Genomic DNA, 24996 nt, shown 5'->3' with positions numbered 1-24996 from the left:
CCCGGGCTCACCGCATCCGCGTCGCCCACTCACGGACCTTGGTGATCCGCTGCTGGAGCTGCCCGGCCGTCGCCTCCGCGGTGGGCGGGCCGCCGCAGACCCGGCGCAGCTCGGTGTGGATCGCGCCGTGCGGTTTGCCGCTCTGGTGGGAGTACGCACCGACCAGTGAGTTGAGCTGCCGGCGCAGCTCCAGCAGCTCCTTGTGGGTGACCACCGGACGCTTCTCGGCGGGCGTCTCCAGCAGGTCGGCCTCGGCGTCCGGCCTGCGGCGGCTGTGCGCGATCTGCCGGGCCTGCCGCTTCTGGAGCAGCAGCTGCACCTGGTCGGGCTCCAGCAGGCCGGGGATGCCCAGGTAGTCCTGCTCCTCCTCGCTGCCGGGGTGGGCCTGCATGCCGAACTCGGCGCCGTCGTACATCACCCGGTCGAAGACCGCGTCGGACTGGAGCGCCTCGAAGGGCAGCTGGTCCTGGTCGCCGGTGTCCTCGTCCTGCTGCCGCTCCGCCTCCTTGAGGAGGTCGGCCTCCTCCGCGTACGGGTCCTCGTCGTCTCCGCCCTTCCTGGGCCTGTCCAGGACGTGGTCGCGCTCGACCTCCATCTCGTGCGCGAAGCCGAGCAGCATGGGGATGGTGGGCAGGAAGACCGACGCGGTCTCGCCGCGCCGCCGCGAGCGCACGAAGCGGCCGACGGCCTGGGCGAAGAACAGCGGTGTGGAGATCGTCGTGGCGTACACCCCGACCGCCAGGCGCGGCACGTCCACGCCCTCGGACACCATCCGCACCGCCACCATCCAGCGGTCCTCGCTCTGGCTGAACTCCTCGATCCGCTTCGACGCGCCGGTGTCGTCGGAGAGCACGACGGTCGCGGCGGTGCCGGTGATCTCCCGGATGAGCTTCGCGTACGCCCGCGCCGAGTCCTGGTCGCTGGCGATCACCAGGCCGCCCGCGTCCGGGATCGCCCTGCGGACCTCCGTCAGCCGGGTGTCGGCCGCGCGCAGCACGCTGGGCATCCAGTCGCCACGCGGGTCCAGCGCGGTGCGCCAGGCCTGGGAGACGGCGTCCCTGGTCATCGGCTCGCCGAGCTTCGCCTCCAGCTCGTCGCCCGCCTTGCTGCGCCAGCGCATGTTGCCGCTGTAGGAGAGGAATATCACCGGGCGGACGACGCCGTCGGCCAGCGCCTTGCCGTAGCCGTAGGTGTAGTCGGCCACCGAGCGGCGGATGCCCTCGCCGTCCTCGGCGTAACTGACGAACGGGATGGGGTTGGTGTCCGAGCGGAACGGGGTGCCGGTCAGGGCCAGGCGCCGGGCGGCCGGTTCGAACGCCTCGAAGCACGCCTCGCCCCAGGAGCGGGTGTCGCCGGCGTGGTGGATCTCGTCCAGGATCACCAGCGTCTTGCGCTGCTCGCAGCGGTTGCGGTGCAGCATCGGCCGTACGCCCACGCCCGCGTACGTCACCGCGACGCCGTGGTACTCCCGGCCCAGCGGGCCGGCGCTGTACTCGGGGTCCAGTTTGATGCCCACCCGGGCCGCCGCCTCGGCCCACTGCTTCTTCAGGTGCTCGGTCGGCGCCACGACGGTCACCTGCTGCACGACGTGGTGGTGCAGCAGCCAGGAGGCCAGGGTGAGCGCGAAGGTCGTCTTTCCCGCGCCCGGGGTCGCCACGGCGAGGAAGTCCCGGGGCTGTTTCCCCAGGTAGAGGTCCATCGCCGACTGCTGCCAGGCGCGCAGCTTGTTGGCGGTGCCCCAGGGGGCGCGGCCGGGGAAGGCGGGCGAGAGGTGGTGGGACGTGGAGGTAGTCACGGTCTCCGTCGAACTGGGTCGGCGATCGGCAACCGCGTCAGAGTACCGGGACGGCCCGGCCGCCCTCGGGGGGACGCCCGGCGGGCGGGCCGGGTGCGAGCCACGTCACATGCCGGGAGTCTCCCGCAGGAGCCGCAGCCGCTCACCGATCAGCTTGACGTCCTCCAGCTCTCCGGTCGCCACCGCGACGACCAGTTCCTCCGCGGCGTCGATGTCGGGGCGCAGCCGCTCCCCGTTCAGCGACAGGAAAGTGACGCAGGACAGCCATGCCGTGCGCTTGTTGCCGTCGACGAGCGGGTGGTTGACCGCCAGACTCTGGAGCAGCGCGGCCGCCTTGTCGAACAGGTCCGGATACGCCTCGGTCCCGAACATCGCGGCCGAGGGGCGGTGCACCGCCGATTCGAGCAGGCCGATGTCGCGTACCGCCACCCGCATGTCGTCGCAGGCGTACTCGGTGACGGTCATGACCTCGCCGGGGGTGAGGTGGAGGAGGCTCATTTGAGCCGCTCCAGAAGCTCGCCCCAGCGGGCCGCCTCCCGCTCCGCGATCTCGCGTACCCGGGTCTCCCGGGACGCCTCTGCGTCCTCCGCCGGACGGCCGTCCTGGTTTGCCGGGTGCTCCGTGCGCTCACTGCCGGATCCGTGTTCCGCTCCCATGGAGCGGAACGTTAACCGTCACGGTGTGCCGGGTGCATCCGGTTTCACTCCCCGGTTCGCAGCCGTCCCGCCACCAGCGCGCCCGCCAGGGCGACCGCGGCCGCCGGGAGGTAGACGGCGGCGAACGCGGCCGGGTGGGAGATCCCGGCGGTGCCCGCCGCCTCCGCCGCCGCGTGGCCGGTGCGCACCGCGCCGCCGCCCAGCGCGGCGAACACCGCGCCGCAGGCGGCGAGCAGCACGACGTTGGACAGGCCGTCACTGAGCTGGAGGGCGGCGGAGTTGGTGCCCGCCTCGTGGGGCTTCGACAGCTTCAGCAGCAGCACACTGGTGGAGGAGATCACCGTCCCCATGCCGAAGCAGGCGACGGCCTGCGCGACGACCGCGACCCACACCGGGACGGCCGCCACCAGCACCAGCGGGGTGACCGCGATCCCGGCGGTCACCAGCACCATCCCGGCGCGCACCAGCCGCTCCCGGTGCGGCTCCATGCGCGGCCGGGCCTGGACGTAGGAGCCCAGCGCCCAGGTGGCGCCGCCCGCCGCGAGCGAGAGGCCGGCCTGGGTGACCGACAGCCCGCGCTGGGTGACGAGCATCAGCGGCACGAAGCTCTCGGCGACGATGAACGCCCCGGAGGCGATGCCGCGCATCAGCACCACCGTCGGCAGCCCGCGCGCGGCGCGGAAGGTGCCGCGCGGCAGCAGACCGAGCGCGGCGGGCACCAGCAGGGCGGCGCCGAGGGCGGCGGGGACCAGCGAGAGCCAGCGCAGCTCCTGCCCGGCGTACTGCAGCAGCCCGGCGCCCGCGGCCACCGTGACCGCCAGCCGGGTGCGCCGCCGGTCCACCGGGCGCGCCCCACCGGGCGGCGGGCCGGCGGCGGCCCGGCGCAGGGCCGGGAGCATGACCGCGACCGGCAGGACGACCAGGGCCGGGATGCCCAGGAACACCCAGCGCCAGCCGAACTGCTCGGTGACCGTCCCGGCGATCAGCGGTCCCACCACGGAGGGGACCACCCAGCAGGCGGCGAAGGCGGCCATCACGGTGGGCTGCAGATGCCCGGGGTAGGCGCGGCTGACGGTGACGTACAGCGCGACGATCACCAGTCCGCCGCCGATGCCCTGCACCGCGCGGCCCAGGACGAAGACCCACATGGCCGCCGCCGTGCCCGACAGCAGCAGTCCGGCCGCGAAGGAGCCGATCCCGGCGGCGAGCGGCGGCAGGGGTCCGGCGCGGTCGCACCACTGGCCGGAGACGACCATCGCCACCAGGCTGGTGGTGAAGTAGGCGGAGAAGGCGAACGCGTACAGCGCGATCCCGTCGAGCCGGTCGGCGGCCACCGGCATGGCCGTGCCGACGGCCGTCGCCTCGAAGGCGATGAGCAGGACGACGGTGACGATGCCCAGGGTCAGTGCCCGGTGGGTGCGGCCGAGCACCCCGCCCGTCCCCTCCGGCGCGGCGGCCGGAACGGCGTCCGGGGCCGGGGGCGGGACCGGGGTCGGAACCGAAGCCGGGACCGGGCCCGCGACGGGGGCGGTGGGGGTGGCGGTGGCGGCGGCGGCGGCCGGGGCGGCCCCGCCGAGCACGGCGCCCTGGGAGGCGGCGCCGGGGTCGTCGTCGGGTGTGCTCATGCGGGTCAGCGTAAGGCCCGTCCCTGACACTGACACCTGTCGGGGGACGGAGAGCGGATCGGTCTCCGGTCCTGGTCCTCCGCCGGTTCCCGGGCGTCCGCCGGGTCTTTTCCGCACCGGTTTCCGCGCCTTGCGAATACAGTAGGGAAATCTTGTGTTTTCAATGTCGAAACTATACTTTCGGCAGGGATCCACACCGCCGGCTCCCGCTCCGCGGAAGCACTCCCGGCGGCCCGCGCAGACGTCCCGTGAGGACGGTGATCCACCATGGCCCACAGGGAGTGGGACGACCTGGACAGGGCCGCCTCCCGCGCCCGCGCCCGGTTCCTCACCGGCGAGCTGGTCACCGGGGGCACCCGGCCCGCCATCCTCAGCTCCTGGCAGCGCTCCCGCGCCCTGGGGATCGACCCGGAGCGGATCGAGCCGGTCTACGACCCCGCCCTCGACCCCGACAGCCGGCTCGTCCACGCCGCCGGGCCGGTGCTCGACTGGCTGGAGTCGCGGATCGCCGGCACCCGGGCGAGCGTGTTCCTCGCCGACGACCGGGGCAAGAAGCTCCAGCGCCGGGTCGGCGAACCGGACATGAACCGCCGTCTCGACGCCTCCCACGAGGCGCCCGGTTTCTGCTTCCCCGAGCATCTGGTCGGCACCGGCGGACTGGGGCTGGCGCTGGTGGAGCGGCGTCCCGTCCGGGTGCTGGGCGCCGAGCACTTCGGTGAGCGCTCCCAGTCGCACGTGTGCGTGGCCGTGCCCATCCACAACCCGCTCAGCGGGCGCATGGAGGGCGTCATCGACTTCATCGGGCAGCTCGCCGAGACCGACCCCGACGTGGAGATCCTGATGATCCGGGCCGGGCACGCGGTCGAGCAGCGGCTGCTGGAGCAGGCCGGACAGCGGGAGCGCGCCCTGCTCCAGGCGTATCTGCGGGCCTCGGAGCGGGGGCGGTCGGGCAGCGGCCTCCGCGGGCCGCTGGACGGACCCGGCTCGCTGTCCGACCGGATGCTGGGGCACGAGGCGCGGCTCCTGCTGCGGGAGCGGGCCGCCGAACTCATCGCGTCGGCGCACCGGGCCGCCGTCGAGGTCGCCCTCCCCGACGGCCGGACGGTCACCCTGCTGACCCGGCCGGTGGAGGCCTCCTCCGGGGGCTCCGGCGTCGACGGGCTCGCCGTCGAGGTGCTGCTGCCCGAGGGCTCCCCCCGGTCCCCGGGCCGGCTCCTCACACCGCCGTTCACCGGCCGTCCGCCAGGTCCGGCGGCCCCGGCCGGCACGGCGGACACGGCCGGCACGGCGGACACGGCCGGCACGGCGGACACGGCCGGCACGGCGGACACGGCCGGCACGGCGGACACGGCCGGCACGGCGGACACGGGCGGGCGGCCGGGCGACGCCTGGCTGCTCGCCGTGGGAGAGCCGGGCGTGGGCCGCCTGGCGGTCGCGGCGCGGCGGCGGCTGGCACTGCTGTCCAAGGCCGCCGCGCACATCGGCACCACCCTCGACGTCACGCGTACCGCCGAGGAGCTGGCCCGTACCGCGGTGCCCGACCTCGCGGACTTCGCCACGGTGGACCTGCTGGAGCCCGTGCTGCGCGGCGAGGAGCCGGGCGGCGCGGCGGGATCCCCGGCACGGGGGAAGCTGCACCGGGCGGCCCTGCACGGCGTCCGCGCGGACTTCCCCCTGTACCCGGCGGGCGGCCCGGTCGACTTCATACCGGCCGCGCCGCAGGCCCGCTGTCTGGCGGGCGAGCGGGCGGTGCTGGAGTCGGACCTGCACACCGCCCCCGGCTGGCAGGCCCAGGACCCGGCGCGCGTCAAGCAGCTCCTCGCCCAGGGCGTCCACTCGCTGGTCGCCGTCCCGCTGCTCGCCCGCGGCACCACCCTGGGCGTGGCCACCTTCTACCGCTGCGACCAGCCCGAGCCCTTCGGGGACGACGACCTGGCCCTCGCCGAGGAGCTGGCCACCCGCGCGGCCCTGAGCCTGGACAACGCCCGGCGCTACACCCGTGAGCACACCGTGGCGCTCACCCTCCAGCGCAGTCTGCTGCCGCGCGCCCTGCCCGAGCTGACCGCCGTGGAGACCGCCCACCGCTATCTGCCCGCCCAGGCCGAGACCGGCGGGGTGGGCGGCGACTGGTTCGACGTCATCCCGCTGTCCGGGGCCCGGGTCGCCCTGGTCCTCGGCGACGTCGTCGGCCACGGACTGCACGCCGCCGTCACCATGGGGCGGCTGCGCACCGCGGTGCAGAACCTCGCCGCCCTCGACCTGGCCCCGGACGAGCTCCTGGCCCGGCTCGACGATCTGGTGATCAGCCTCGACCAGCCCCTCGACCAGGGCGGCACGGCGGCTCCGGGCGAGACCGAGGCCACCGGGGCCACCTGTCTGTACGCCGTCTACGACCCGGTCTCCCGGGTGTGCACCATGGCCCGCGCCGGCCATCCGCTGCCCGCCGTGGTCGAGCCCGACGGCCGGGCGTACTTCGCCGACGTGCCCGCCTGCCCGCCGCTCGGTCTGGGCGGTCTGCCCTTCGAGACCTGCGAGCTGCACCTGCCGGAGGGCAGCCGGCTCGTCCTCTACAGCGACGGACTCGTCGAGGACCGCAACCGGGACATCGACCTCTCCCTGGAGCAGCTGCGCGCCGCGCTCTCCCGCGCCGGCCGGTCCGCCGAGGAGACCTGCGGGACGGTGCTGGACACCCTGCCCGCCCCGGGCGCCGGCGACGACGTCACCCTGCTGGTGGCCCGCACCCGCGCGCTGCCCGCCGGATCCGTGGCGAGCTGGGAGGTGCCTCCCGAGACGTCCGCCGTTCCGGGCCTGCGCGCCGCCGCCGGGCGGCAGCTGGCCGAGTGGGGTCTGTCCGACGCGGCCTTCACCACCGAGCTGGTGGTCAGCGAACTGCTCTCCAACGCCCTCCGGCACGCCGCCGGACCCATCCGGCTGCGGCTGATCCGTGACCGCTCGCTGATCTGCGAGGTGTCCGACGGCAGCAGCACCTCGCCCCACATGCGCCGCGCCGCCCTCCACGACGAGGGGGGCCGCGGGCTGTTCCTGGTCGCCCAGCTCACCGCGCGCTGGGGCACCCGGTACACCGACCGCGGCAAGGTCATCTGGGCCGAGCAGCCCCTCGGGCGGCCCCCCGGCCGGACCTCGCGGGAGGTCCCGGAAGCCCGGGCGGAACTCACCGTCGACAGCCTGCTGGCGGCCTTCGACGACCCCGCCTTCGAGGAGCTCTAGGAACACACCGGCCGGTGCCCGCACGCGGCGCTCCCGCCGGGGATCCCGGCCGGCGGACGAGGGCCGGCGCCTCCCGCGGCAGCCGGGGTGGTGAGCGGTGCGGAACCCCGGCCCGGGACGGTTCCGGGACCGGCGGCTGGTTTTGGCCCGCTACAACGGGTTACGAGCGAACTGTTGGCACGTTCGGTTCGGCACGGTCGCGGGTCCCCTCCCGGGCACCCCGTCCGCCGGGTATGAGGAGGCGGCTCATGGACCACTCGTGGGTGTCCGTGCCCGGGACGCCATCCGAGTCCCGGGAGCGGCGGGAGACGGCGTACGTGCCTACCCGCGACGGCCGGCCGGTCCACCGCCGGTCACCCGGCGTGACCGTTGTGACCGACGGTGCGGACCGGGCGGCCGTACCGGCCCCTTCGTACCCGGACCCCGGATAGCGCCCTCCCGGGCCGGAGACAGAACCGCCACCCCGGTGCCCCGCCCCGGCACCGGCCCCCCACTCGTGGCGAGCGGCGAAGCGAGCAGCCGGGGCGTACGGACCTGTACGGAGCCGGTCGGCAACACGGCCGGCGATGGCGTGTCTCCTGGCGAGGGAGTTGGTGATGGCGGTCGAGTACGACACCGAGAGGCGTACGCACACCGGGATCCTGGCGGCGGCCGAGACGGCCGCGCCGGTGGAGTCGGTGGACGTGGTGGCCCAGGAACTCAGACGGCGCTTCGGTGCCACCTCGGTGTCCTTCCTGATCACCGATCTGGCGGGCCAGTCGGTGGTGCGGCTGAGCACGGCGGGCGAGGTGGGCACCGGGGAGAGCATCGAACGCGTCCCCCTGTTCGGCAGCGTCTACGGCGACGTCCTCCGCACCCAGCGGCTGCGGCTGGCGGACTCCGTCGACGGGGACGGCGGGCAGCGGGTGATCGCCCCGGTCACCAACCGGGGGGACTCCATCGGGCTGCTGGAGGTGCGGATTCCGGCCGGTCCCTCGCCCAGGACGCTGCGGGAGATCAGCCGGGCCGCCCACACCCTGGCCTACATCGTCATCGCCAACCAGCGCTTCACCGACCTGTACCAGTGGGGGCGGCGCACCACCCCCCTCACTCTGGCCGCCGAGATCCAGCACAACCTGCTGCCCTCCTCGCTGGCCTGCGAGGCCGACCAGTTCGCGGTGGCCGGGGCCCTGGAGCCGGCGGGCAACGTCGGCGGCGACACCTTCGACTACGCCCTGGACCGCGGCACCCTGCATCTGTCCGTCACCGACGCCATGGGCCACGACGTGCAGGCCGCCCTGCTGGCCTCCCTGCTGCTCGGGGCGCTGCGCGGCGCCCGCCGGGCGGGCCGCGACCTGGCCGAGCAGGCCGAACGCGCCCACCGGGCCATGGTCGAGCACAGCGGCGGCGCGCTGGCGACCGGGCTGCTGCTCCGCGTGGAGCTGAACGACGGCCGGGTCCGGCTCGTCAACGCCGGACACCCCTGGCCGCTGCGGCTGCGGGACGGCCGGGTCGAGGAGCTGGGGCTGAGCATCGACCTCCCGTTCGGGGTACGCGTCCCGCACACCTACCGGGTCCAGGAGCTGACCCTGCGGCCGGGCGACCGGCTCGTCATCCTCACCGACGGCATGCAGGACCGGGGCTCCGGTACGGCCGACCTGCCCGCCCTGCTGGCGGACACCGGGCACCTCCACCCCCGGGAGACGGTCCAGGTGCTGACCATGGCCGTGCTGGACGCCAACCGCGGCGAACTCCGGGACGACGCGACGGTGATGTGCCTGGACTGGTACGGCCCCGAGGCCACCCGCATGGACGCCCACACCGGCGCCGACCTCGCCAAGACCTCCCCGGCGGCCGTCCCGTTCCCGCAGGGCCCGGCACGGAACTGACCCGGCCGCGGCGCCGGACCCCGGGGGCGCGGGACGGCCGTCAGCGGCCGGCGGCGGGCGCGCGGGAGCCGCCGCGGAGGCCGGAACGCGCCGCGCGCCACCTCTTGCCAGACACCCGGTGCGCCCGTACATTCCGGTCAACGGTGCGTGGGAGCGCTCCCATAGCTTCTGTCAGCACCGCTCCCGCCGGAGGATTCCATGAGATCCGACTTGTGCCCCACCACGAGTCCGTGCTCCACCGCCGAACCGGACCGGCCCCCGAACCGGTTGAACAGACAACGATGTCATACCCGTCGGCCGGCCGCTCCCCGCCCGGCGCCCGCCTTCGGGAAGCGGTCATGAGGCGGAAGCGGGGCCTCGCCGCCCCCGCCGTCCCCGCCGCCCCCGCAGGACCCTCGGCACCCGCTCCCCCGGCGGGCGCGAAGGTGCTGACGGGAACGGTGGTGAGCGGCCTCACCCCCCGGGAGCCCCGCCCCCGGCGCGGGCCGCGCGCCCTGCCCGCGTTCTGCCGGCGGCACAGCTTCACCGTGCTGCGGGTGTCGGTCGGGCTGCTGTTCGTCTGGTTCGGCGCACTGAAGCTCCTGCCCGGTCTCAGTCCCGCCGAGGATCTGGCCACCCGGGTCATGAGTGCCCTGACCGCCGGCCGCGTCCCGGCCGACCTGTCCCGGCCGCTGCTGGCCATGGCGGAGATGCTGATCGGCGCCGGGCTGGTCACCGGGCTGCTGCTGCGGCTGACCCTGGTCGTCTTCTTCATCCACCTGGCCGGCACCTTCTCGGCCCTGGTGGTACTGCCCGGCGAGATGTGGGACGGCAGCGTCGCCTTCCCCACGATGGCGGGCCAGTACGTCCTCAAGAACGTCGTCCTGCTGGCGGCCGGCCTCGCCGTCGCCGCCCATCTGCGGCCGGACACCCGGAGTTCCGACGACGACCGGTGACGGCGGGCCGGAGCCGGAGCCGGACGCCGACCCGCCGCCGCCCGCCCGCGTCCGGCTCCGGCTCCGGCTCCGGCCCGCCGTCCTAGGGAGTCATCACCGCGGCCTGCGGCCGGATCGGCAGCCGGTTGACCGGCCGCCCGGTGGCCGCGCGCACCGCCGCGGCCACCGCCGCCGGGGAGACCACCACCGGGACCGCGCTCACCGACTTCGCGCCGAAGGGCGCCACCACGTCGCGCTCCTCGACCAGTTCGGCGATCCGCACCTCCGGGGCGTCCAGCGCGGTCGGCAGCGGATAGGCCGTCAGGTCCGGGTGGCGTACGACCCCCCTGGACACCCGCAGGTGCTCGGTGAGCGCCGCGCCCACCCCCTGGGTGACGCCGGCCTCGATCCGGGCGCGCACCTGCTGCGGGTTCAGGACCCGGCCCACGTCCTGGGCGACGGTCATCTCCACCACCCGGACCGCGCCGAGTTCCACGTCCACGTCCACCACGGCGCGGATCGCGGCGAAGGCCAGGCTCACGAAGGCGTCGCCCTGCCCGGTGTCGTCCAGCGGCTCGGTGGGGTGCGGGCGGCACTGGGCCGTGGCCCACAGCTCCTTGCCCTCCAGTGCCTCGGCGACGGTGGTGCTGAGCACCCCGTCGTACGAGGTGATCTTGCCGTCGGCGACGGTCAGCAGTTCGGTGGACATCCCGAACTTCGCGGCCAGCGGCTGGAGGAGCTGGGTGCGGACCATCCGGGCGGCGCGCTCCACCGCGCCGCCCGAGACCCAGGTGTGCCGGCCGCGCGCCCCGGGCCCCGCCGGGGGCTGGTCGGTGTCCACCGCGACGACGTGCACCTCCTCGACGCCGAGGACCTCCTGCACGATCTGCCGGGCCAGGGTGGTGAAGCCCTGGCCGGTCTCCACGGCGGCGCACATCACCGTCGCCACGGGCCCGTCGACCTTCACCGTGGCCGTGGACACCTCGTCGGTGCCCTCCGCCCCCAGCATGTGGACCATGCCCAGCGCGAAGCCGACCCCGCGGCGCACCGCGCCCGGCTCGCCCGCGCCCTCCGGGCCGCCCGGCAGCAGCCAGTCCTCCTCCGGGCTGTCCTTGGGCAGCGGCGGCAGCGGCGCCTCGCGCACCGCGCGCAGCAGCTCGGCGACGGGCGCCGGGCAGGTGACGCTCTGCCCGGTGGGCAGCAGGTCGCCGGTGGCCATGACGTTGCGCATCCGCAGTTCGACCGGGTCCATGCCCAGCCGGGCCGCGAGCTTGTCCATCTGGCCCTCGTAGGCGGCGCACACCTGCATCGCGCCCTCGCCGCGCACATGGCCCGAGGGCGGGTTGTTCGTACGGACCGCCCAGCCGTCGATCACCGCGTGCGGCACCACGTACGGTCCCGCCGCGAAGGCGACGGCGGCGGCCAGCGCGTCGGCGGAGTCGTCGGCGTAGGCGCCCCCGTCCAGCAGGATCTGCGCCTCGACCTTGACCAGCCGGCCCTCGGCGTCGGCGTGGTGGCGGTAGCGCAGCAGCGTGGGGTGGCGGTGGGCGTGGCCGAGGAAGGACTCCTCGCGGTTGGCGGCGAGCTTGACCGGGCAGCCGGTGCGCATCGCCAGCAGCCCCAGCGGGAGCTGCACGCCGAGGTCCTCGCGGTCGGCCGTGGCACCGGGGACGCCGGTGACCACGATCTTGACCTGCTCGGGGCGGAGCCCGAAGCAGGCGGCGGCCAGCTCGCGGTCGGTGTGCGGGTCGGTGGAAGCGGTGTAGATCTCCACGCCGCCGTCGGTGCGCGGCACTGCGAGCCCGGCCTCGGCGCCGATGGGGGCGGGGTCCTGGCGGCCGATGCGGTACAGGCCCTCGACGACCACCTCGCCGGTGGCGGTCTCGTCGCCGAAGCGCAGCGGGATGTGCCGGATCAGATTGCCGTCGGGGTGGACGGGGTCGGCCTCGAAGGCCTTCTCCGGATCGGTGACCGGCTCCAGCACCTCGTACTCGACCGCGATCGCGGCGGCGGCCAGCCGGGCGGTGTCGGGGTGGTCGGCGGCGACGGCGGCGATGGGCTCGCCGTGGTGGCGCACCACGTCACGGGCGAAGGCGGGCCGGTCGGCGACCCGGCGGCCGTAGGTGTCCTCGCCGGGCACGTCCTCGTGGGTGATGACGGCCCGCACCCCGGGCATCTCGGCGGCCTGCGAGGTGTCGACGGAGACGATGCGGGCGTGCGGGTGCGGGGAGCGCAGCACGGCCGCCCACAGCAGTCCCTCGGCCCACAGGTCGGCGGCGTACGGGAAGGTGCCCTGGACCTTGGCGAACGCGTCGGCGGGCGGGAGCGAGGCACCGAGTCCGTGCTGCGGCCCGGCCTCCGGCCCCGTCCCCTGGCCGGCGCCGGTGAGGTGCGTCCCTCCGGCCGGGGTGGCGGTCACCGCGTCACTGGTCACTGCGCGCCTCCGTCCTGCGGCAGATGGGAGTCGTGGGACGGACGGTGCCGGGGCGGCAGTCCGCCCGGAAGCGGTCCGGCCTGGTGCGGGATGCGGACGCGGGAGCCGTTTCCGGCCGTTCCGCCGACCGCCTCCCCGATCTCCGCGCCGGTCCCGTCCGCGGCGGCGGGCCCGGGTCTGTCCCCGCCGGTGTCCGCGGAGCGCTCGTCCTCCCGGGCCGACCGGGCCTCCTCCGACCGGGCCTCCCGCTCGGCGACGACCGTGCGGACGGCGTCGAGCACGCCCCGGTAGCCGGAGCAGCGGCAGAGGTTGCCGCTGAGCGCCCGGCGGGCCTCCAGCTCGGTCGGGTCGTGGTTGCCCTCCAGCAGGTCGTGCAGGGTCATCGCCATGCCCGGCACGCAGAAACCGCACTGCACGGCGCCGCGGGCGGCGAGCGCCCGCTGCACGTCGCAGGGCATGCCGTTCTCGGCCAGTCCCTCGACGGTGCGGACCTCGGAGCCGGCGGCGGTCGCGGCGGGCACCAGGCAGGAGGCAACCAGCCGGCCGTCCACCTGGACGGAGCAGGCGCCGCACTCCCCCTGCGAGCAGCCGTCCTTGGCCCCGGCCAGGCCGAGGCGCTCGCGCAGCACGTAGAGGAGGGACTCGCCGATCCAGGCGTCGGCCACCGGCCGGTCGGCCCCGTTGACCCGCAGGACGTACGAGACGTGCGGGTGCTCGCCGTCGACGGCGGAGGGCTCCGGGACGTCCGGGATGCCCGGCTGCGCGGCGGCTTCCGGCCCGGGCTGCGGACCGGACCGCGGACCGGGGTCCGGGGCCTCCGGTCCGGCGGGGTGGTCGGCGGGCCGCTGCTCCTCAGGGGTGGTGCGGGTGTGCTCGGCCTCCGCTTCCCGGGCCGCCGGCTCCCGCGGGTGGGGCTCCCGGACGGGCTCCGGCCCGTCGGCGGGCTGCCCCGCCCCCGCGGAGGCCAGGTACTCGCCCGAGTCGTCCGGGCTGCCCGCCGCCGCGAACGGGATCGACCACTGGCCGGTCGCGCCGGGCGCGGGCGCCGTGCTCCAGTCCGTGCCGCCGGGGGGGCCGCCGGGGGTGCCGCGGTCACCGGCGTCCGGCGCGCCGTGTTCCGGTGCGGGGCCCTCGCCCAGCGGACGGCGCTGCTGGGTGCGGGCCTCGTGCGAGCCCGCCAGCGCCGCCGCGGCGCCCTGCCCCATGGCGGCGGCCGCCCCCGGCTCCGGCGGGTACTGCGGCTGCCGGGTCCGCGGGGGCTCCCCGTCCGTCCCGGGGCCGCCCGTCGCCCGACCGCCGGCGAACGGCATCGTCCACTGCCCGGGCGCCGCCGGGTCGGTACCGGCCGCCGGAACCGCGGGCGGCCGGTCGCCGGTGGCCTGCCGGGGGTCGATGACGGGCGGGGTCCAGCCCTGCCCGGTGCCCGGCGCGGCGAGCGGCTCGGGGGTGCCGCCGGGCCCGGCGTACCCGGGCCCGTACTGCCCGGTCACGTTCCCGGGAAGCTGGACGAACGCGGTGGCGTCCCCGTCGTACTCGCCGCCCCAGCCCCCCTCGGGCGCCGGCGGCGGCACGGGACGGTCCGGCCGGTCCGCATGTTCCGGCCCGTCCGGCTGGTGCGGCCACTGCTGGTCGTCGCTCATGCGAGTGCCCTCCCCAGTCCCCGGCGGGCCAGTGTGGCAACCGTACGCCGCACATGCAGCGCCGCGGGCGGAAGTACGGCAGGTTCCCCCCCGTCCTCGGGCACCGGGGGATCGGGGATGCAGGCCATGGCGACGTAGTCGCCGAAGGCGGTGAGCACCTCGGGGGCCAGGGCCCGCCGGCCGTCCCAGTCGATGAGCGAGGCGACCCAGTCCTCGGCCTCCACCGGACGCAGCGGCATCGGCGCGACGGCGCCGACCGCGCAGCGCACCCCGCGCCGGACCGGGTCGAGCACGACGGCGACCGAGGCCAGCGCCCGCCCGGGGCCGGTCCGTCCGGTGGCCTTGAGGAAGATCTGCCGGGCGTGCAGCAGCGGCACCCGGACGTAGCCGACGACCTCGCCGGGCGCCAGCATCTCCATCCCGGTCAGCAGATGGCTCACCGGCACCTCCCGGCGCTCCCCGCCCGGCCCGGCGACCAGCAGCGCCGCCTCCAGGGCGGCCAGCACGGGAAGGGAGTCGCCGGTGGGCGAGGCGGTGACGATGTTGCCGCCGAGCGTCCCGGCGTTGCGGATCTGCGGCGGCCCGGCCGCGCGGGCGGCGGCGGCCAGGGCGGGGATGAGCGCGGCGAAGTCGGGGCGGCCCATCCGGGCGTGGGTGAGGCCCGCGCCGAGCAGGGCGTGGCCGTCCTGGTACTCCCAGCCGCGGATCTCGCTGATCCGGCCCAGACCGACGAGCGCGGCGGGCCTCAGCAGACCGGAGTTGACCTCCGCCATCAGATCGGTGCCGCCCGCCACCGGCACGGCGGCAGGCGTGGCCTCCAGAGCGGCCACGGCCTCGTCGAGCGTGGCCGGCAGCATGACCGGCCGCGCCGCCCGTGGTGCGTGCGGTGCGTGCGTGCTCAATCCAGCGCCCCTTCCCCGGGTCGTCCCGGCTGCCAGCCGTACGGTACGTGCTGGGAACCCGGACGTGGCAACTCTGGCACATTGTGCGGGGCCGCCGGTGCGGGGGTCCGGGAAGGGGGTTTCCGTCCCTGACCTGGCCGATGGCCCGGTTTCGGCGGATGTCACCGACAGGGGCCTCCTGCCACCCCTGGGAGGCTTTTTACTACTTTATGCGGCCCACTTCACACGGCCTACTTTATGCGGGCCGCCGCCGGCCCGCTCGGGCGGCCCGGCCGGGTGTCCGGCCCGGGCCCCGCTCAGCGGACCGGCGGCGGCCCCTGGACCGGGCGCCCGGGGACGCCGGGGCGGCGCTGCCAGGGATACGGCCCCGACGGCGGCCGGTAGGCCACCCCGAGGGCGTCGAGACGGGCGTAGTGGGTGCGGTCCATACGGCCCTCGAAGTCCGCCCGGTCCCGTGCCCCCAGCGGCGCCCACACCGCCTCGGCGAAGGCGGCCAGCCGGGGGAAGGCCTGGTAGTCGGCGCGCCGCTGGTCCTCCACGGCCTCGGTCCACAGATTGGCCTGGGCGCCCAGGACATGCCGTTCCGCAGCGGTGCCGGCCAGTTCGGGCGGCACCGGCTCGAAGGCGTACACATCGCGCAGGGTCCGCACGTAGCCGATGGGCACCGGCTCGTCCGGGCCGCCGTCCTGCCGGTGGTCGAGGTAGACCTGCTGCTCGGGGCACATCACCACGTCGTGGCCGGCCCGGGCGGCGGCGATCCCGCCGCCGTAGCCCCGCCAGGAGGTGATCACCGCGCCGGGCCCCGGGTCCGCGCCGTCCCCGGGGGTCCCGTCCAGGATCTCGTCCCAGCCCACCAGTCGGCGGCCGCGCTCGGCCAGCCAGTGGCCGAAGTGCCGGGTGAACCAGCCCTGGAGCCCGTCCACGCCGTCCAGGCCCAGCTCCGCCGCCCGCTCCCGCGCGGCCGGTGAGGCGCGCCACTGGTCACGGGGGCACTCGTCGCCGCCGATGTGCACGAACTCGCCCGGGAAGAGGTCCAGCACCTCGGTCAGGACCCCCTCGTAGAAGCGCAGCACCTCCTCGGTGGGGGCCAGCACGTCGGGGCTGATCCCCCAGTCCGTCCACACCCCGGGGGCGGTCAGGCCCGGCACGTCGGTGTTGCCCAGCTCCGGGTGGGCGGCGACGGCCGCCCGCGAGTGGCCGGGTATGTCGATCTCGGGGACGACGGTGATGTGCCGCTCGGCGGCGTAGGCCACGATCTCGCGGATGTCGTCCCGGGTGTAGAACCCGCCGTGCGGACGCTCGTCCCACAGGGTGGAGGCACCGTGCCCGATCCGGGTCCGCGGCCGCCAGGCGCCGACCTCGGTGAGCCGCGGGAAGCGCGCGACCTCCAGCCGCCAGCCCTGGTCGTCGGTCAGGTGCAGGTGGAGCACGTTCAGCCGGTGCGCGGCGAGCAGGTCCAGCCAACGCAGCACCCCCTCCTTGGGGGTGAAGTGCCGGGCCACGTCGAGCAGGAGACCGCGCCAGGCGAAGCGGGGCGCGTCCTCGATCCGCACCGGCGGCAGCGACCGGGCCCGGCCGGGCAGCGGCGCGCGGCGGTACGCGTCGGGCCCCAGGAGCTGCCGCAGCGTCTGGGTGGCCCAGAAGGCCCCGGCGGGCCCGCCGCCGCGGAGCTCGGCGCCGTCGGCGGTCACCTCCAGCCGGTAGCCCTCCGGGCCGAGCGCGGCGGCGACCGCTCCGTCCACCCGCAGCCGGATCACGTCCCCACCACCGCCACCGCCCCCGTCCCCGCTCCCGGCGGCGGAGGCGGTGGGCGGCGGCAGCGGCAGGCCGGTGGCCGCGCCGAGCGCGGCGCGCAGCAGACGGGCGGTGTCCTCGGTGCCGGGACCGGCGTCGAGCGTGGTCCCGGGGCCGGGCACGAAGCCCGCGCCGCCGGTGGCGGTCACGGAACGCGGCCGGGGAACCAGGTCGGGCGTGCCCATTCTTCCGTCGCTCTCCTGTCGCACGCGGGCGCGGCACCGCGCGCGACGGCGTCCGCTGCGCCCCGCACGGCTGGGCAAGGAGCGTAGGGACGACAGCTCCGTCCGGCAAGGTCCGTACCTGTCGCCGGACGAGGGCGCGAACGGTCCCCGCGGCACACCGGGGTGTGCCGCGGGGACCGCCGGGAGGCACCGGGAGGCACCGGGGGCACCGCGCGGGGCGGCCCGGCCGGGCCGGGCGGCGTTACTTCTTCCCGCCGCCGTCCTTGCCCTTGCCGTCTCCGCCGGCGCCCATGGACTCGTAGATCTCCTTGCACATGGGGCAGACGGGGTACTTCTTGGGGTCGCGCCCCGGGACCCAGACCTTGCCGCACAGCGCCACGACGGGAGTCCCGTCGAGCGCGCTGGCCATGATCTTGTCCTTCTGGACGTAGTGGGCGAAGCGCTCGTGGTCGCCATCGCCGTGGGACACCTGCGGGGTGGGCTCGACGAGGGTGCCGGTGCCCGTCCCGCGCTCGGGCTCAGGAGTGCTCATGGGGCCCAAGCGTACTGCGGTCGACCCCCGCCGCACCCCACTCCGCGCCCCTTCGCGCACCCCCGGCCGCCCCGTTCCGGCCACGGCTCCCGGACGCTGGAACGACCGGTCCGGGGAGGGGCCGGCCGGTACACGCCCTAGTTCAGGGAGGGGTCGTCCGGATAGGTGGCCACCATCGCCAGCTCGCTGCGCTGGCGGCGCAGCACCGACCGCCACAGCCGCTCGGGGTCGGGCGCGTAGACGTCGCCGGGCTCGGACTCCACCACGTACCACGCCCCCTCCTCCAGCTCGCTCTCCAGCTGGCCCGGGCCCCAGCCGGCGTACCCGGCGAAGATCCGCAGCGAGCCCAGTTCGGCGGCGAGCAGTTCGGGTGGCGCCTCCAGGTCCACCAGGCCGATGGCCCCGTGGACCCGTCTCCAGCCCAGCGGACCCTCGGCACCCGGGATGACGGCGACACCGAGCGCCGCGTCCAGCGAGACGGGCCCGCCCTGGAACACCACACCCGGCTCCCCCGCGAGGGCGGCCCAGGGTTCCAGCACATCACCGACGTCGACGGGGGTCGGCCGGTTGAGGACGATCCCCAGTGAGCCCTTGTCGTCGTGGTCGAGGAGCAGCACCACCGCACGGTCGAAGTTCGGGTCGGTCAGCGCCGGGGTGGCCACAAGCAGCCGCCCGGTGAGCGAGGTCACCTCGGTCATGCCCCAATGATCCCGCATTCCGCCCTCCGTGGGGGAGCCGAACCCCGCACAACGTCCGGAACACCGTGGAAAGCCGGGGCGCTCCGGGGGGACTCCGGCGGCTCCGGAGAAGGCAGGCGCGTACGCGCGGGCTCCGCGCACCGGCACCGGGAACGGCCCGCGGCCCGGCCGCGTCCCGATGCGCAGGCACCGGGTGCCGCCACGGCCACTACCATTCCCAGTGCCCCTGGCTTGTTTCCCCCGAACTTCTCCTCTCATCTGGAACGCGAGGCCCATGACCGGCACTGACGACGTACTCCTTGTCCACGGCGGCACCCCGCTGGAGGGCGAGATCAGAGTCCGCGGCGCGAAGAACCTCGTGCCCAAGGCCATGGTCGCCGCACTGCTCGGCAGCGAGCCGAGCCGGCTGCGCAACGTCCCCGAGATCCGCGACGTACGGGTCGTCCGCGGTCTGCTGGAACTGCACGGCGTCACCGTGCGCGGCGGCGAGGAACCGGGCGAGCTGGTGCTCGACCCCTCGCACGTGGAGAGCGCCAACGTCGCCGACATCGACGCCCACGCGGGCTCGTCCCGCATCCCGATCCTGTTCTGCGGGCCGCTGCTGCACCGGCTGGGCCACGCCTTCATACCGGGTCTGGGCGGCTGCGACATCGGCGGGCGGCCGGTGAACTTCCACTTCGACGTGCTGCGCGAGTTCGGTGCGACGATCGAGAAGCGCGCCGACGGCCAGTACCTGGAGGCCCCGCAGCGGCTGCGCGGCTGCAAGATCGAGCTGCCCTACCCGTCGGTCGGCTCCACCGAGCAGGTGCTGCTGACGGCGGTACTGGCCGAGGGAGTGACCGAGCTCTCCAACGCCGCCGTGGAGCCGGAGATCGAGGACCTCATCTGCGTCCTGCAGAAGATGGGCGCGATCATCTCCATGGACACCGACCGGACGATCCGCGTCACCGGCGTGGACAAGCTGGGCGGCTACAACCACCGCGCCCTGCCGGACCGCCTGGAGGCGGCCTCCTGGGCGAGCGCGGCGCTGGCGACCGAGGGCAGCGTGTACGTCCGCGGGGCCAGCCAGCGCGAGATGGTGACCTTCCTGAACACCTACCGCAAGGTCGGCGGCGCCTTCGAGGTGGACGACGACGGCATCCGCTTCTGGCACCCGGGCGGCGCGCTCGACGCCATCGCGCTGGAGACCGACGTCCACCCCGGCTTCCAGACCGACTGGCAGCAGCCGCTGGTCGTGGCGCTGACCCAGGCGTCGGGCCTGTCGATCGTGCACGAGACGGTGTACGAGTCGCGGCTGGGCTTCACCTCGGCGCTCAACCAGATGGGCGCGCACATCCAGCTCTACCGCGAGTGCCTGGGCGGCATGCCGTGCCGCTTCGGCCAGCGCAACTTCCTCCACTCGGCGGTCGTGTCCGGCCCGACGAAGCTCCAGGGCTCCGATCTGGTGATCCCCGACCTGCGCGGCGGCTTCTCGTACCTGATCGCCGCCCTGGCCGCCCAGGGAACCTCCCGGGTGCACGGGATCGACCTGATCAACCGGGGCTACGAGAACTTCATGGAGAAGCTGCCGGCGCTGGGGGCGCGGGTCGACACCCCCTGACCACCTCCGCTCCGCCCGTCGCGGGACGGGCGCGGGGCCGGGGACGGACGAGGGCGGTCACCCCCACCGGGGTGACCGCCCTCGTCCGCGCCTGTCGGCGTATGTCGGTGTGTGTCGCGCGCCGTGGGCTCACTGGCCCTTGGCGGCCTCCTTGAGCTTGGAGCCCGCGGACACCTTGACGCTGTACCCGGCCGGGATCTCGATGGGCTCACCGGTCTGCGGGTTGCGAGCGGTGCGAGCGGCACGGTGGGTGCGCTCGAAGGTCAGGAAGCCCGGAATGGTGACCTTCTCGTCGCCCTTGGCGACGACCTCGCCGACGGTCTCGGCGAAGGCGGCCAGTACGGCGTCGGCGTCCTTGCGGGTCACCTGGGCGCGCTCGGACAGCGCGGCCACCAGCTCACTGCGGTTCATATTCGTACTCCCGTGTCTTTCTTGCCTGTGAGGCGTGAGATCGAAGCCGATGCTGCCAGGGCCCTCGGACGGTCCCCGGACCCGGGTCTGCTTCCAGACCCTCCGCGCCCGTGGCGGGGCGACCCCGGAGCGCGGTCCTCGGGAAAGCATCCTGCCCCCACCCGCGGCCGGAAAGCCAATCCGGCACCCTGTGAGGTCGCACGAAGAGCGCCTGTGACGCGCCGATATCACGCTCCGTAGTCACTCCTGGTGCGGTTTCCGCAACACTAAGGGGCCATCCGGGTGCCATGTCCCCGACGCGCCGGAGAGGCGCTACGGGGTTGCCGTGGCGGTCGTCACAACCTCGCCCTCGGCCCGGGCCGCGTCCCGTACGGCTCCGGCGACCGCGCCCGCGACCTTGTCGTTGAAGACGCTGGGAATGACGTAGTTCGCGTTGAGCTCGTCCTCCAGCACCACATCGGCGAGCGCCCGCGCCGCGGCCAGCATCATGCCCTCGTTGACCGTACGCGCCTGGGCGTCGAGCAGGCCGCGGAACACACCGGGGAAGACCAGCACGTTGTTGATCTGGTTGGGGAAGTCGGAGCGGCCGGTGGCCACGACCGCCGCGGTCCGGCGGGCGATCGCCGGGTCCACCTCCGGCTCCGGGTTGGCGAGCGCGAAGACGATGGCGCCGTCGGCCATCGCGGCCACGTCCTCGGCGCCGAGCACGTCCGGGGCGGAGACGCCGACGAAGACGTCGGCGCCGACGACCGCCTGCTTCAGGGTGCCGGTCAGGCCCTCCGGGTTGGTGTGGTGGGCGATCCAGCACAGCGGCGAGTCGGGGTCGGCGTCCACCAGGTCGGCGCGCCCGGAGTGCACCACTCCGTGGATGTCGGCGACCACCGCGTGCTTGACCCCGGCGGCCAGCAGCAGTTTGAGGATGGCGGTGCCGGCCGCGCCCGCACCGGACATCACCACCCGCACGTCCCCGATGTCCTTGCCGACCACGCGCAGCGCGTTGGTCAGGGCGGCCAGCACGACGATGGCGGTGCCGTGCTGGTCGTCGTGGAAGACGGGGATGTCCAGGGCCTCGCGCAGCCGCGCCTCGATCTCGAAGCAGCGGGGGGCGGAGATGTCCTCCAGGTTGATGCCCGCGAAGCCGGGGGCGACGGCCTTGACGATTTCGACGATGGCGTCGGTGTCCTGGGTGTCCAGGCACAGCGGCCAGGCGTCGATGCCCGCGAAGCGCTTGAACAGGGCCGCCTTGCCCTCCATGACCGGCAGCGCGGCCTTCGGCCCGATGTTGCCCAGGCCCAGTACCGCCGAGCCGTCGGTGACGACGGCGACGGAGTTGCGCTTGATGGTCAGCCGGCGGGCGTCCTCGGGATTGGCCGCGATCTGGGTGCAGACCCGGGCCACGCCGGGCGTGTAGATCATGGACAGGTCGTCACGGTTGCGAATGGGGTGCTTCGACGCCATCTCGATCTTGCCGCCGAGGTGCATCAGGAACGTACGGTCGGAGACCTTGCCGATGGCGATGCCCTCGATGTCCCGCAGCTTGGCGACGATCTCCTCCCCGTGGGCGACGGAGGAGGCCGCGATCGTGACGTCGATGCGCAGCCGTTCGTGGCCGGAGGCGGTGACGTCCAGGCCGATGACCGAACCACCGGAGGATTCCACGGCCGTGGTGAGCTGGCTCACCGCCGATCCGCCGGCGGGCACCTCCAGGCGGATGGTCATCGAGTTCGAGACGCTTGGCGCCGTTGCCATGGCGGTTTTCCCCTGATTCTGCTTTTCCGGTGCGGCGGCGCGGTCCCGGGGCCGCGCCGCCCCATTGTCACCCGATCGTCGCACTTACCGACGGGTAGACGGTAACCGGTCCCCGGAGCGGAATCCGCCCCTCGGCCGACGGACCGCCCGGGCGCGGAAACGCGGAGACGGGGAAACGCGGAAACAGCGGAGGGCGGGGTCCGTACCGCCGGTACGGACCCCGCCCTCCAACACGCTGTGGTGACACCGACCCGCCATGCTCGCCTCGCGGCAAGTGGTCGCTCGAAGCGACTGAGGTTGGGCCCGGGGGCTTGGATCGGGCCGGTGCCACAGCCAGGCTAACAAACGATCGGCGGCTCCGGATTCCCGGAAGGGGAAGACCGGGAAATCCGCGTCCCCCGCATCCCCGGGAGCGTCCCGGGGAGCCGACCGCCGCCCGCCCGTACGGCCCGCCCGGTCCCGGCGCTCACTCCCGCAGCAGGTCCGGGACGCCCTCCGCGTCCGGCAGGTCCTTCGCCCCCGACAGCACCGTCAGCCGCTGGGTGGCCCGGGTCAGGGCCACGTACAGCACCCGCAGCCCGGCCGGGGACTCGTCCGCGATCTCCGCGGGCGAGACCACGAGCGTGGCGTCGTACTCCAGCCCCTTGGCCTCCAGACTGCCCAGCGCCACCACCCGGTCGCCCAGCCCGGCCAGCCAGGCGCGGGCCTGCTCGCGGCGGCCCATCGCCACCACCACGCCGACCGTGCCCTCCACCTCGGCCAGCAGCCGCTCGGCCTCCGCGCGTACCGCCCCGCCCAGGTCACGTGCGGCGGTACGGGCGGCGGCACGGGCGGTGGCACGGCCCGTGCCGCGGCCGGTCCCGCCCTCCCCGCCGCCGTCCGGCAGCACCGCGAAACGCGGCACCAGACCGGTGGAGCGCACCGCCGTGGGCGGCCGCGTCCCCGGCATGGCCAGGGCGAGCACCCGGGCGGACAGCTCGGCGATCTCGGCCGGGTTGCGGTAGTTGACCGTCAGCTCGAAGCGGCGGCGCGGGCGGGCGCCCAGCGCCTCGTCCCGGGCGGCGGCCGCCTCCTCCTGGTCGGACCAGGAGCTCTGTGCCGGATCCCCGACGACCGTCCAGGTCGCCTGCCGGCCGCGGCGGCCGACCATCCGCCACTGCATCGGGGTGAGGTCCTGTGCCTCGTCCACGATGACGTGCGCGTAGTCGGTGCGCTCCTCCGCGGGGCGTTCGGACCGGGCCGCACGGCCGGCGGTGCGCTCGGCATGGGTCCGCAGCTCCTCCAGACCGCTGAGCTGGTCCAGCCCCCAGGAGTCGGCAGCGGTCTCCGCCTCCCGGGGGCGGGCCGGGGCGCCGAGCACGACCCGCAGCTCGTCCAGGAGCGCGACGTCGTGGACGGACAGCGGGCCGGCGCCGCCGTCGTCCAGCCGGGCCAGCGAACGCGCCAGCCGCCGCACCTCGCGCGGCTGGAGGATCCGGCGCGACCAGCGGCCGAGCCGCTTCTCGTCCCGCATCGCGGCGAGCACCCGGCGCGGGGTCAGCTCGGGCCACCAGGCGTCGAGGAAGCCGGTGAAGGCAGCCTCGGTGGAGACGTCCTCGTCGAACCCCTGGCGGGCCTCGGCGGCCAGCTCGGGGTCGGGGTACCGGCGCGGCGCCCCGGAGTGCTCCCACAGCGCGTCCAGCAGCAGCCGCCGGGCGCGCGGGCGCAGCAGGTTGACGGGCGCGGTGCCGCCCAGCGCCCGTTCCCGGATGTCGCGCAGTTCCTCGGGACCCAGCTCGATCCGCGCGCCGAAGGCCACCACCCGCAGCCGCTCCGGCGGGCCGCCCGCCTCGGGGGAGCCCAGTTCCAGCACACCGCGCGCCGACCGGCGCAGCACCCGCACCATGCGCGCGGAGCCCTTGACCCGGGCGACGGGCTGCTCGTCGTAGGTGTCGGCCTCGGCCCCCTCCACCAGGGAGCCCAGCGCGCGGACGGCGACCTGGCCCTCCTCGCCCAGAGAGGGCAGGACGCCCTCGGTGTAGGACACCAGCAGCGGAGTGGGGCTGACGACCAGGATGCCGCCCGCGTACCGCCGCCGGTCCTGGTAGAGCAGGTACGCGGCACGGTGCAGCGCGACGGCCGTCTTGCCCGTGCCGGGGCCGCCCTCGACCTCGGTGACGGAGACGGCGGGGGCCCGGATCACCTCGTCCTGTTCGGCCTGGATGGAGGCGACGATGTCGCGCATGGCGTGGCCGCGGGCCCGGCCCAGCGCCGCCATCAGTGCGCCGTCGCCGACCACGGCCAGTTCCTCGCCGTCCAGGTACGCGGTCAGTTCCGGGCGCAGCAGGTCGTCCTCCACGCCCAGCACCCGCCGGCCCCGGCTGCGGATCACCCGGCGGCGCACCACCCGGCCCGGTGCGACCGGGGTGGCCCGGTAGAAGGGCGCGGCGGCCGGCGCGCGCCAGTCGATGACCAGCGGGGTGTAGTCGGCGTCCAGTACGCCGAGCCGCCCGATGTGCAGGGTCTCGGCGATGTCCGCGACGGCGGTTCCCGGGTCGCCGGGGCCGGCGGTGCCGTCGGGGACGGCGGTGCGTACGGCGTCGTCGGCGGGCTCGACGGAGGTGTACGCGCCGTCCGGGCCGCGCTCACCGTCCTTGCCGGGCAGCAGGTCGATCCGGCCGAAGAGGAAGTCCTCGAACTCGCTGTTGAGCCGGTTGAGGTGCACCCCGGCGCGGAAGACCTGGGCGTCCCGCTCGGCGAGCGCGCCCGGCGTGCCCACCTGGGCACGCTTGGCGGCGTCCGCCATGAGGAACTCCGCCTCGTGGATCTTCTCCGCCAGGCGCCGGTAGACCGCGTCGAGATGCCGCTGCTCCGCGCGGATCTCCCGCTCCCGCACGCCGTCGTCCCGGCTGTTCTCCCGGCCGTCGTCCCGGCCGCCGTGGCGCTGGTGGCCGCCGCCGTCGCCGGCGGCTCGCGGCGCCGGCCG

General features: G+C 75.1%; 17 protein-coding genes. 4 read left to right on the top strand and 13 right to left on the bottom strand.

Annotated features, from left to right (window positions below):
- Positions 1 to 7: 7 nt before the first annotated feature.
- From CUT44_RS27400 to CUT44_RS27390, 4 genes are all read right to left on the bottom strand, one after another.
- The gene (locus CUT44_RS27400) at positions 8 to 1795 is read right to left on the bottom strand and encodes a DEAD/DEAH box helicase (RefSeq protein WP_100204662.1); all 1788 of its coding nucleotides are present in this window, start codon (positions 1793 to 1795) and stop codon (positions 8 to 10) included.
- A 105-nt stretch (positions 1796 to 1900) separates the two neighbouring features.
- Entirely contained in the window at positions 1901 to 2293 is a 393-nt protein-coding gene (locus CUT44_RS27395) for a type II toxin-antitoxin system death-on-curing family toxin (RefSeq protein ID WP_100204661.1), read from the bottom strand.
- On the bottom strand, positions 2290 to 2451 hold the full coding sequence (locus tag CUT44_RS33245; protein WP_158239674.1) for a hypothetical protein: 162 nt from the start codon (positions 2449 to 2451) through the stop codon (positions 2290 to 2292). The genes CUT44_RS27395 and CUT44_RS33245 overlap by 4 nt, the downstream gene beginning before the upstream one ends.
- A gap of 44 nt (positions 2452 to 2495) precedes the next feature.
- Positions 2496 to 4076 (bottom strand): MFS transporter, encoded by a 1581-nt coding sequence (locus CUT44_RS27390; RefSeq protein WP_100204660.1) that lies wholly within the window; start codon positions 4074 to 4076, stop codon positions 2496 to 2498.
- 267 nt (positions 4077 to 4343) lie between these two features.
- Between CUT44_RS27390 and CUT44_RS27385 the strand changes: the two genes are divergently transcribed.
- From CUT44_RS27385 to CUT44_RS27370, 3 genes are all read left to right on the top strand, one after another.
- Positions 4344 to 7304 carry a SpoIIE family protein phosphatase gene (locus tag CUT44_RS27385; RefSeq protein ID WP_100204659.1) on the top strand — a complete coding sequence of 987 codons (2961 nt, stop codon included), beginning with the start codon at positions 4344 to 4346 and terminating at the stop codon, positions 7302 to 7304.
- Between the two features lie 566 nt (positions 7305 to 7870).
- Positions 7871 to 9172, top strand: a complete 1302-nt coding sequence (locus tag CUT44_RS27375) for a PP2C family protein-serine/threonine phosphatase (RefSeq protein ID WP_408646805.1) — start codon at positions 7871 to 7873, stop codon at positions 9170 to 9172.
- Between the two features lie 338 nt (positions 9173 to 9510).
- Positions 9511 to 10107 (top strand): DoxX family protein, encoded by a 597-nt coding sequence (locus CUT44_RS27370; RefSeq protein WP_233221706.1) that lies wholly within the window; start codon positions 9511 to 9513, stop codon positions 10105 to 10107.
- Between the two features lie 82 nt (positions 10108 to 10189).
- Here CUT44_RS27370 and CUT44_RS27365 read toward each other — a convergent pair whose 3' ends face one another.
- From CUT44_RS27365 to CUT44_RS27340, 6 genes are all read right to left on the bottom strand, one after another.
- Positions 10190 to 12520: a xanthine dehydrogenase family protein molybdopterin-binding subunit gene (locus tag CUT44_RS27365; protein ID WP_100204656.1), complete on the bottom strand. Its 2331-nt coding sequence runs from the start codon at positions 12518 to 12520 to the stop codon at positions 10190 to 10192.
- Positions 12517 to 14160, bottom strand: a complete 1644-nt coding sequence (locus tag CUT44_RS27360) for a 2Fe-2S iron-sulfur cluster-binding protein (RefSeq protein ID WP_233221705.1) — start codon at positions 14158 to 14160, stop codon at positions 12517 to 12519. The genes CUT44_RS27365 and CUT44_RS27360 overlap by 4 nt, the downstream gene beginning before the upstream one ends.
- Positions 14157 to 15017, bottom strand: a complete 861-nt coding sequence (locus CUT44_RS27355) for an FAD binding domain-containing protein (RefSeq protein WP_100204655.1) — start codon at positions 15015 to 15017, stop codon at positions 14157 to 14159. Before CUT44_RS27355 ends, CUT44_RS27360 begins: the two co-directional genes overlap by 4 nt.
- Positions 15018 to 15358: 341 nt before the next feature.
- On the bottom strand, positions 15359 to 17041 hold the full coding sequence (locus CUT44_RS27350) for a beta-N-acetylhexosaminidase (protein WP_100204654.1): 1683 nt from the start codon (positions 17039 to 17041) through the stop codon (positions 15359 to 15361).
- A gap of 241 nt (positions 17042 to 17282) precedes the next feature.
- Positions 17283 to 17573, bottom strand: coding sequence for a DUF3039 domain-containing protein (locus CUT44_RS27345; protein WP_100204653.1), 291 nt, complete (start codon positions 17571 to 17573; stop codon positions 17283 to 17285).
- Positions 17574 to 17710: 137 nt separating this feature from the next.
- Positions 17711 to 18271: a YqgE/AlgH family protein gene (locus CUT44_RS27340; RefSeq protein WP_100204652.1), complete on the bottom strand. Its 561-nt coding sequence runs from the start codon at positions 18269 to 18271 to the stop codon at positions 17711 to 17713.
- A 274-nt stretch (positions 18272 to 18545) separates the two neighbouring features.
- Between CUT44_RS27340 and murA the strand changes: the two genes are divergently transcribed.
- The gene (gene murA / locus CUT44_RS27335; protein WP_100204651.1) at positions 18546 to 19871 is read left to right on the top strand and encodes a UDP-N-acetylglucosamine 1-carboxyvinyltransferase; all 1326 of its coding nucleotides are present in this window, start codon (positions 18546 to 18548) and stop codon (positions 19869 to 19871) included.
- Positions 19872 to 20000: 129 nt separating this feature from the next.
- On the opposite strand, the gene CUT44_RS27330 is transcribed toward murA, so the two are convergent.
- The 3 genes from CUT44_RS27330 to CUT44_RS27320 all read right to left on the bottom strand — a co-directional run bounded on the left by CUT44_RS27330 (position 20001) and on the right by CUT44_RS27320 (position 24906).
- A complete protein-coding gene (locus CUT44_RS27330) occupies positions 20001 to 20282 on the bottom strand; it encodes an HU family DNA-binding protein (protein ID WP_100205219.1) in 282 nt (93 codons plus the stop codon).
- A 312-nt stretch (positions 20283 to 20594) separates the two neighbouring features.
- Positions 20595 to 22031: an NAD-dependent malic enzyme gene (locus CUT44_RS27325; protein WP_100204650.1), complete on the bottom strand. Its 1437-nt coding sequence runs from the start codon at positions 22029 to 22031 to the stop codon at positions 20595 to 20597.
- 466 nt (positions 22032 to 22497) lie between these two features.
- Entirely contained in the window at positions 22498 to 24906 is a 2409-nt protein-coding gene (locus tag CUT44_RS27320; RefSeq protein WP_100205218.1) for a HelD family protein, read from the bottom strand.
- Positions 24907 to 24996 lie beyond the last annotated feature (90 nt).

The sequence above is a fragment of the Streptomyces carminius genome (assembly GCF_002794255.1).
GTDB lineage: Bacteria > Actinomycetota > Actinomycetes > Streptomycetales > Streptomycetaceae > Streptomyces > Streptomyces carminius.
This window is presented reverse-complemented; position numbering and strand designations above follow the sequence as displayed.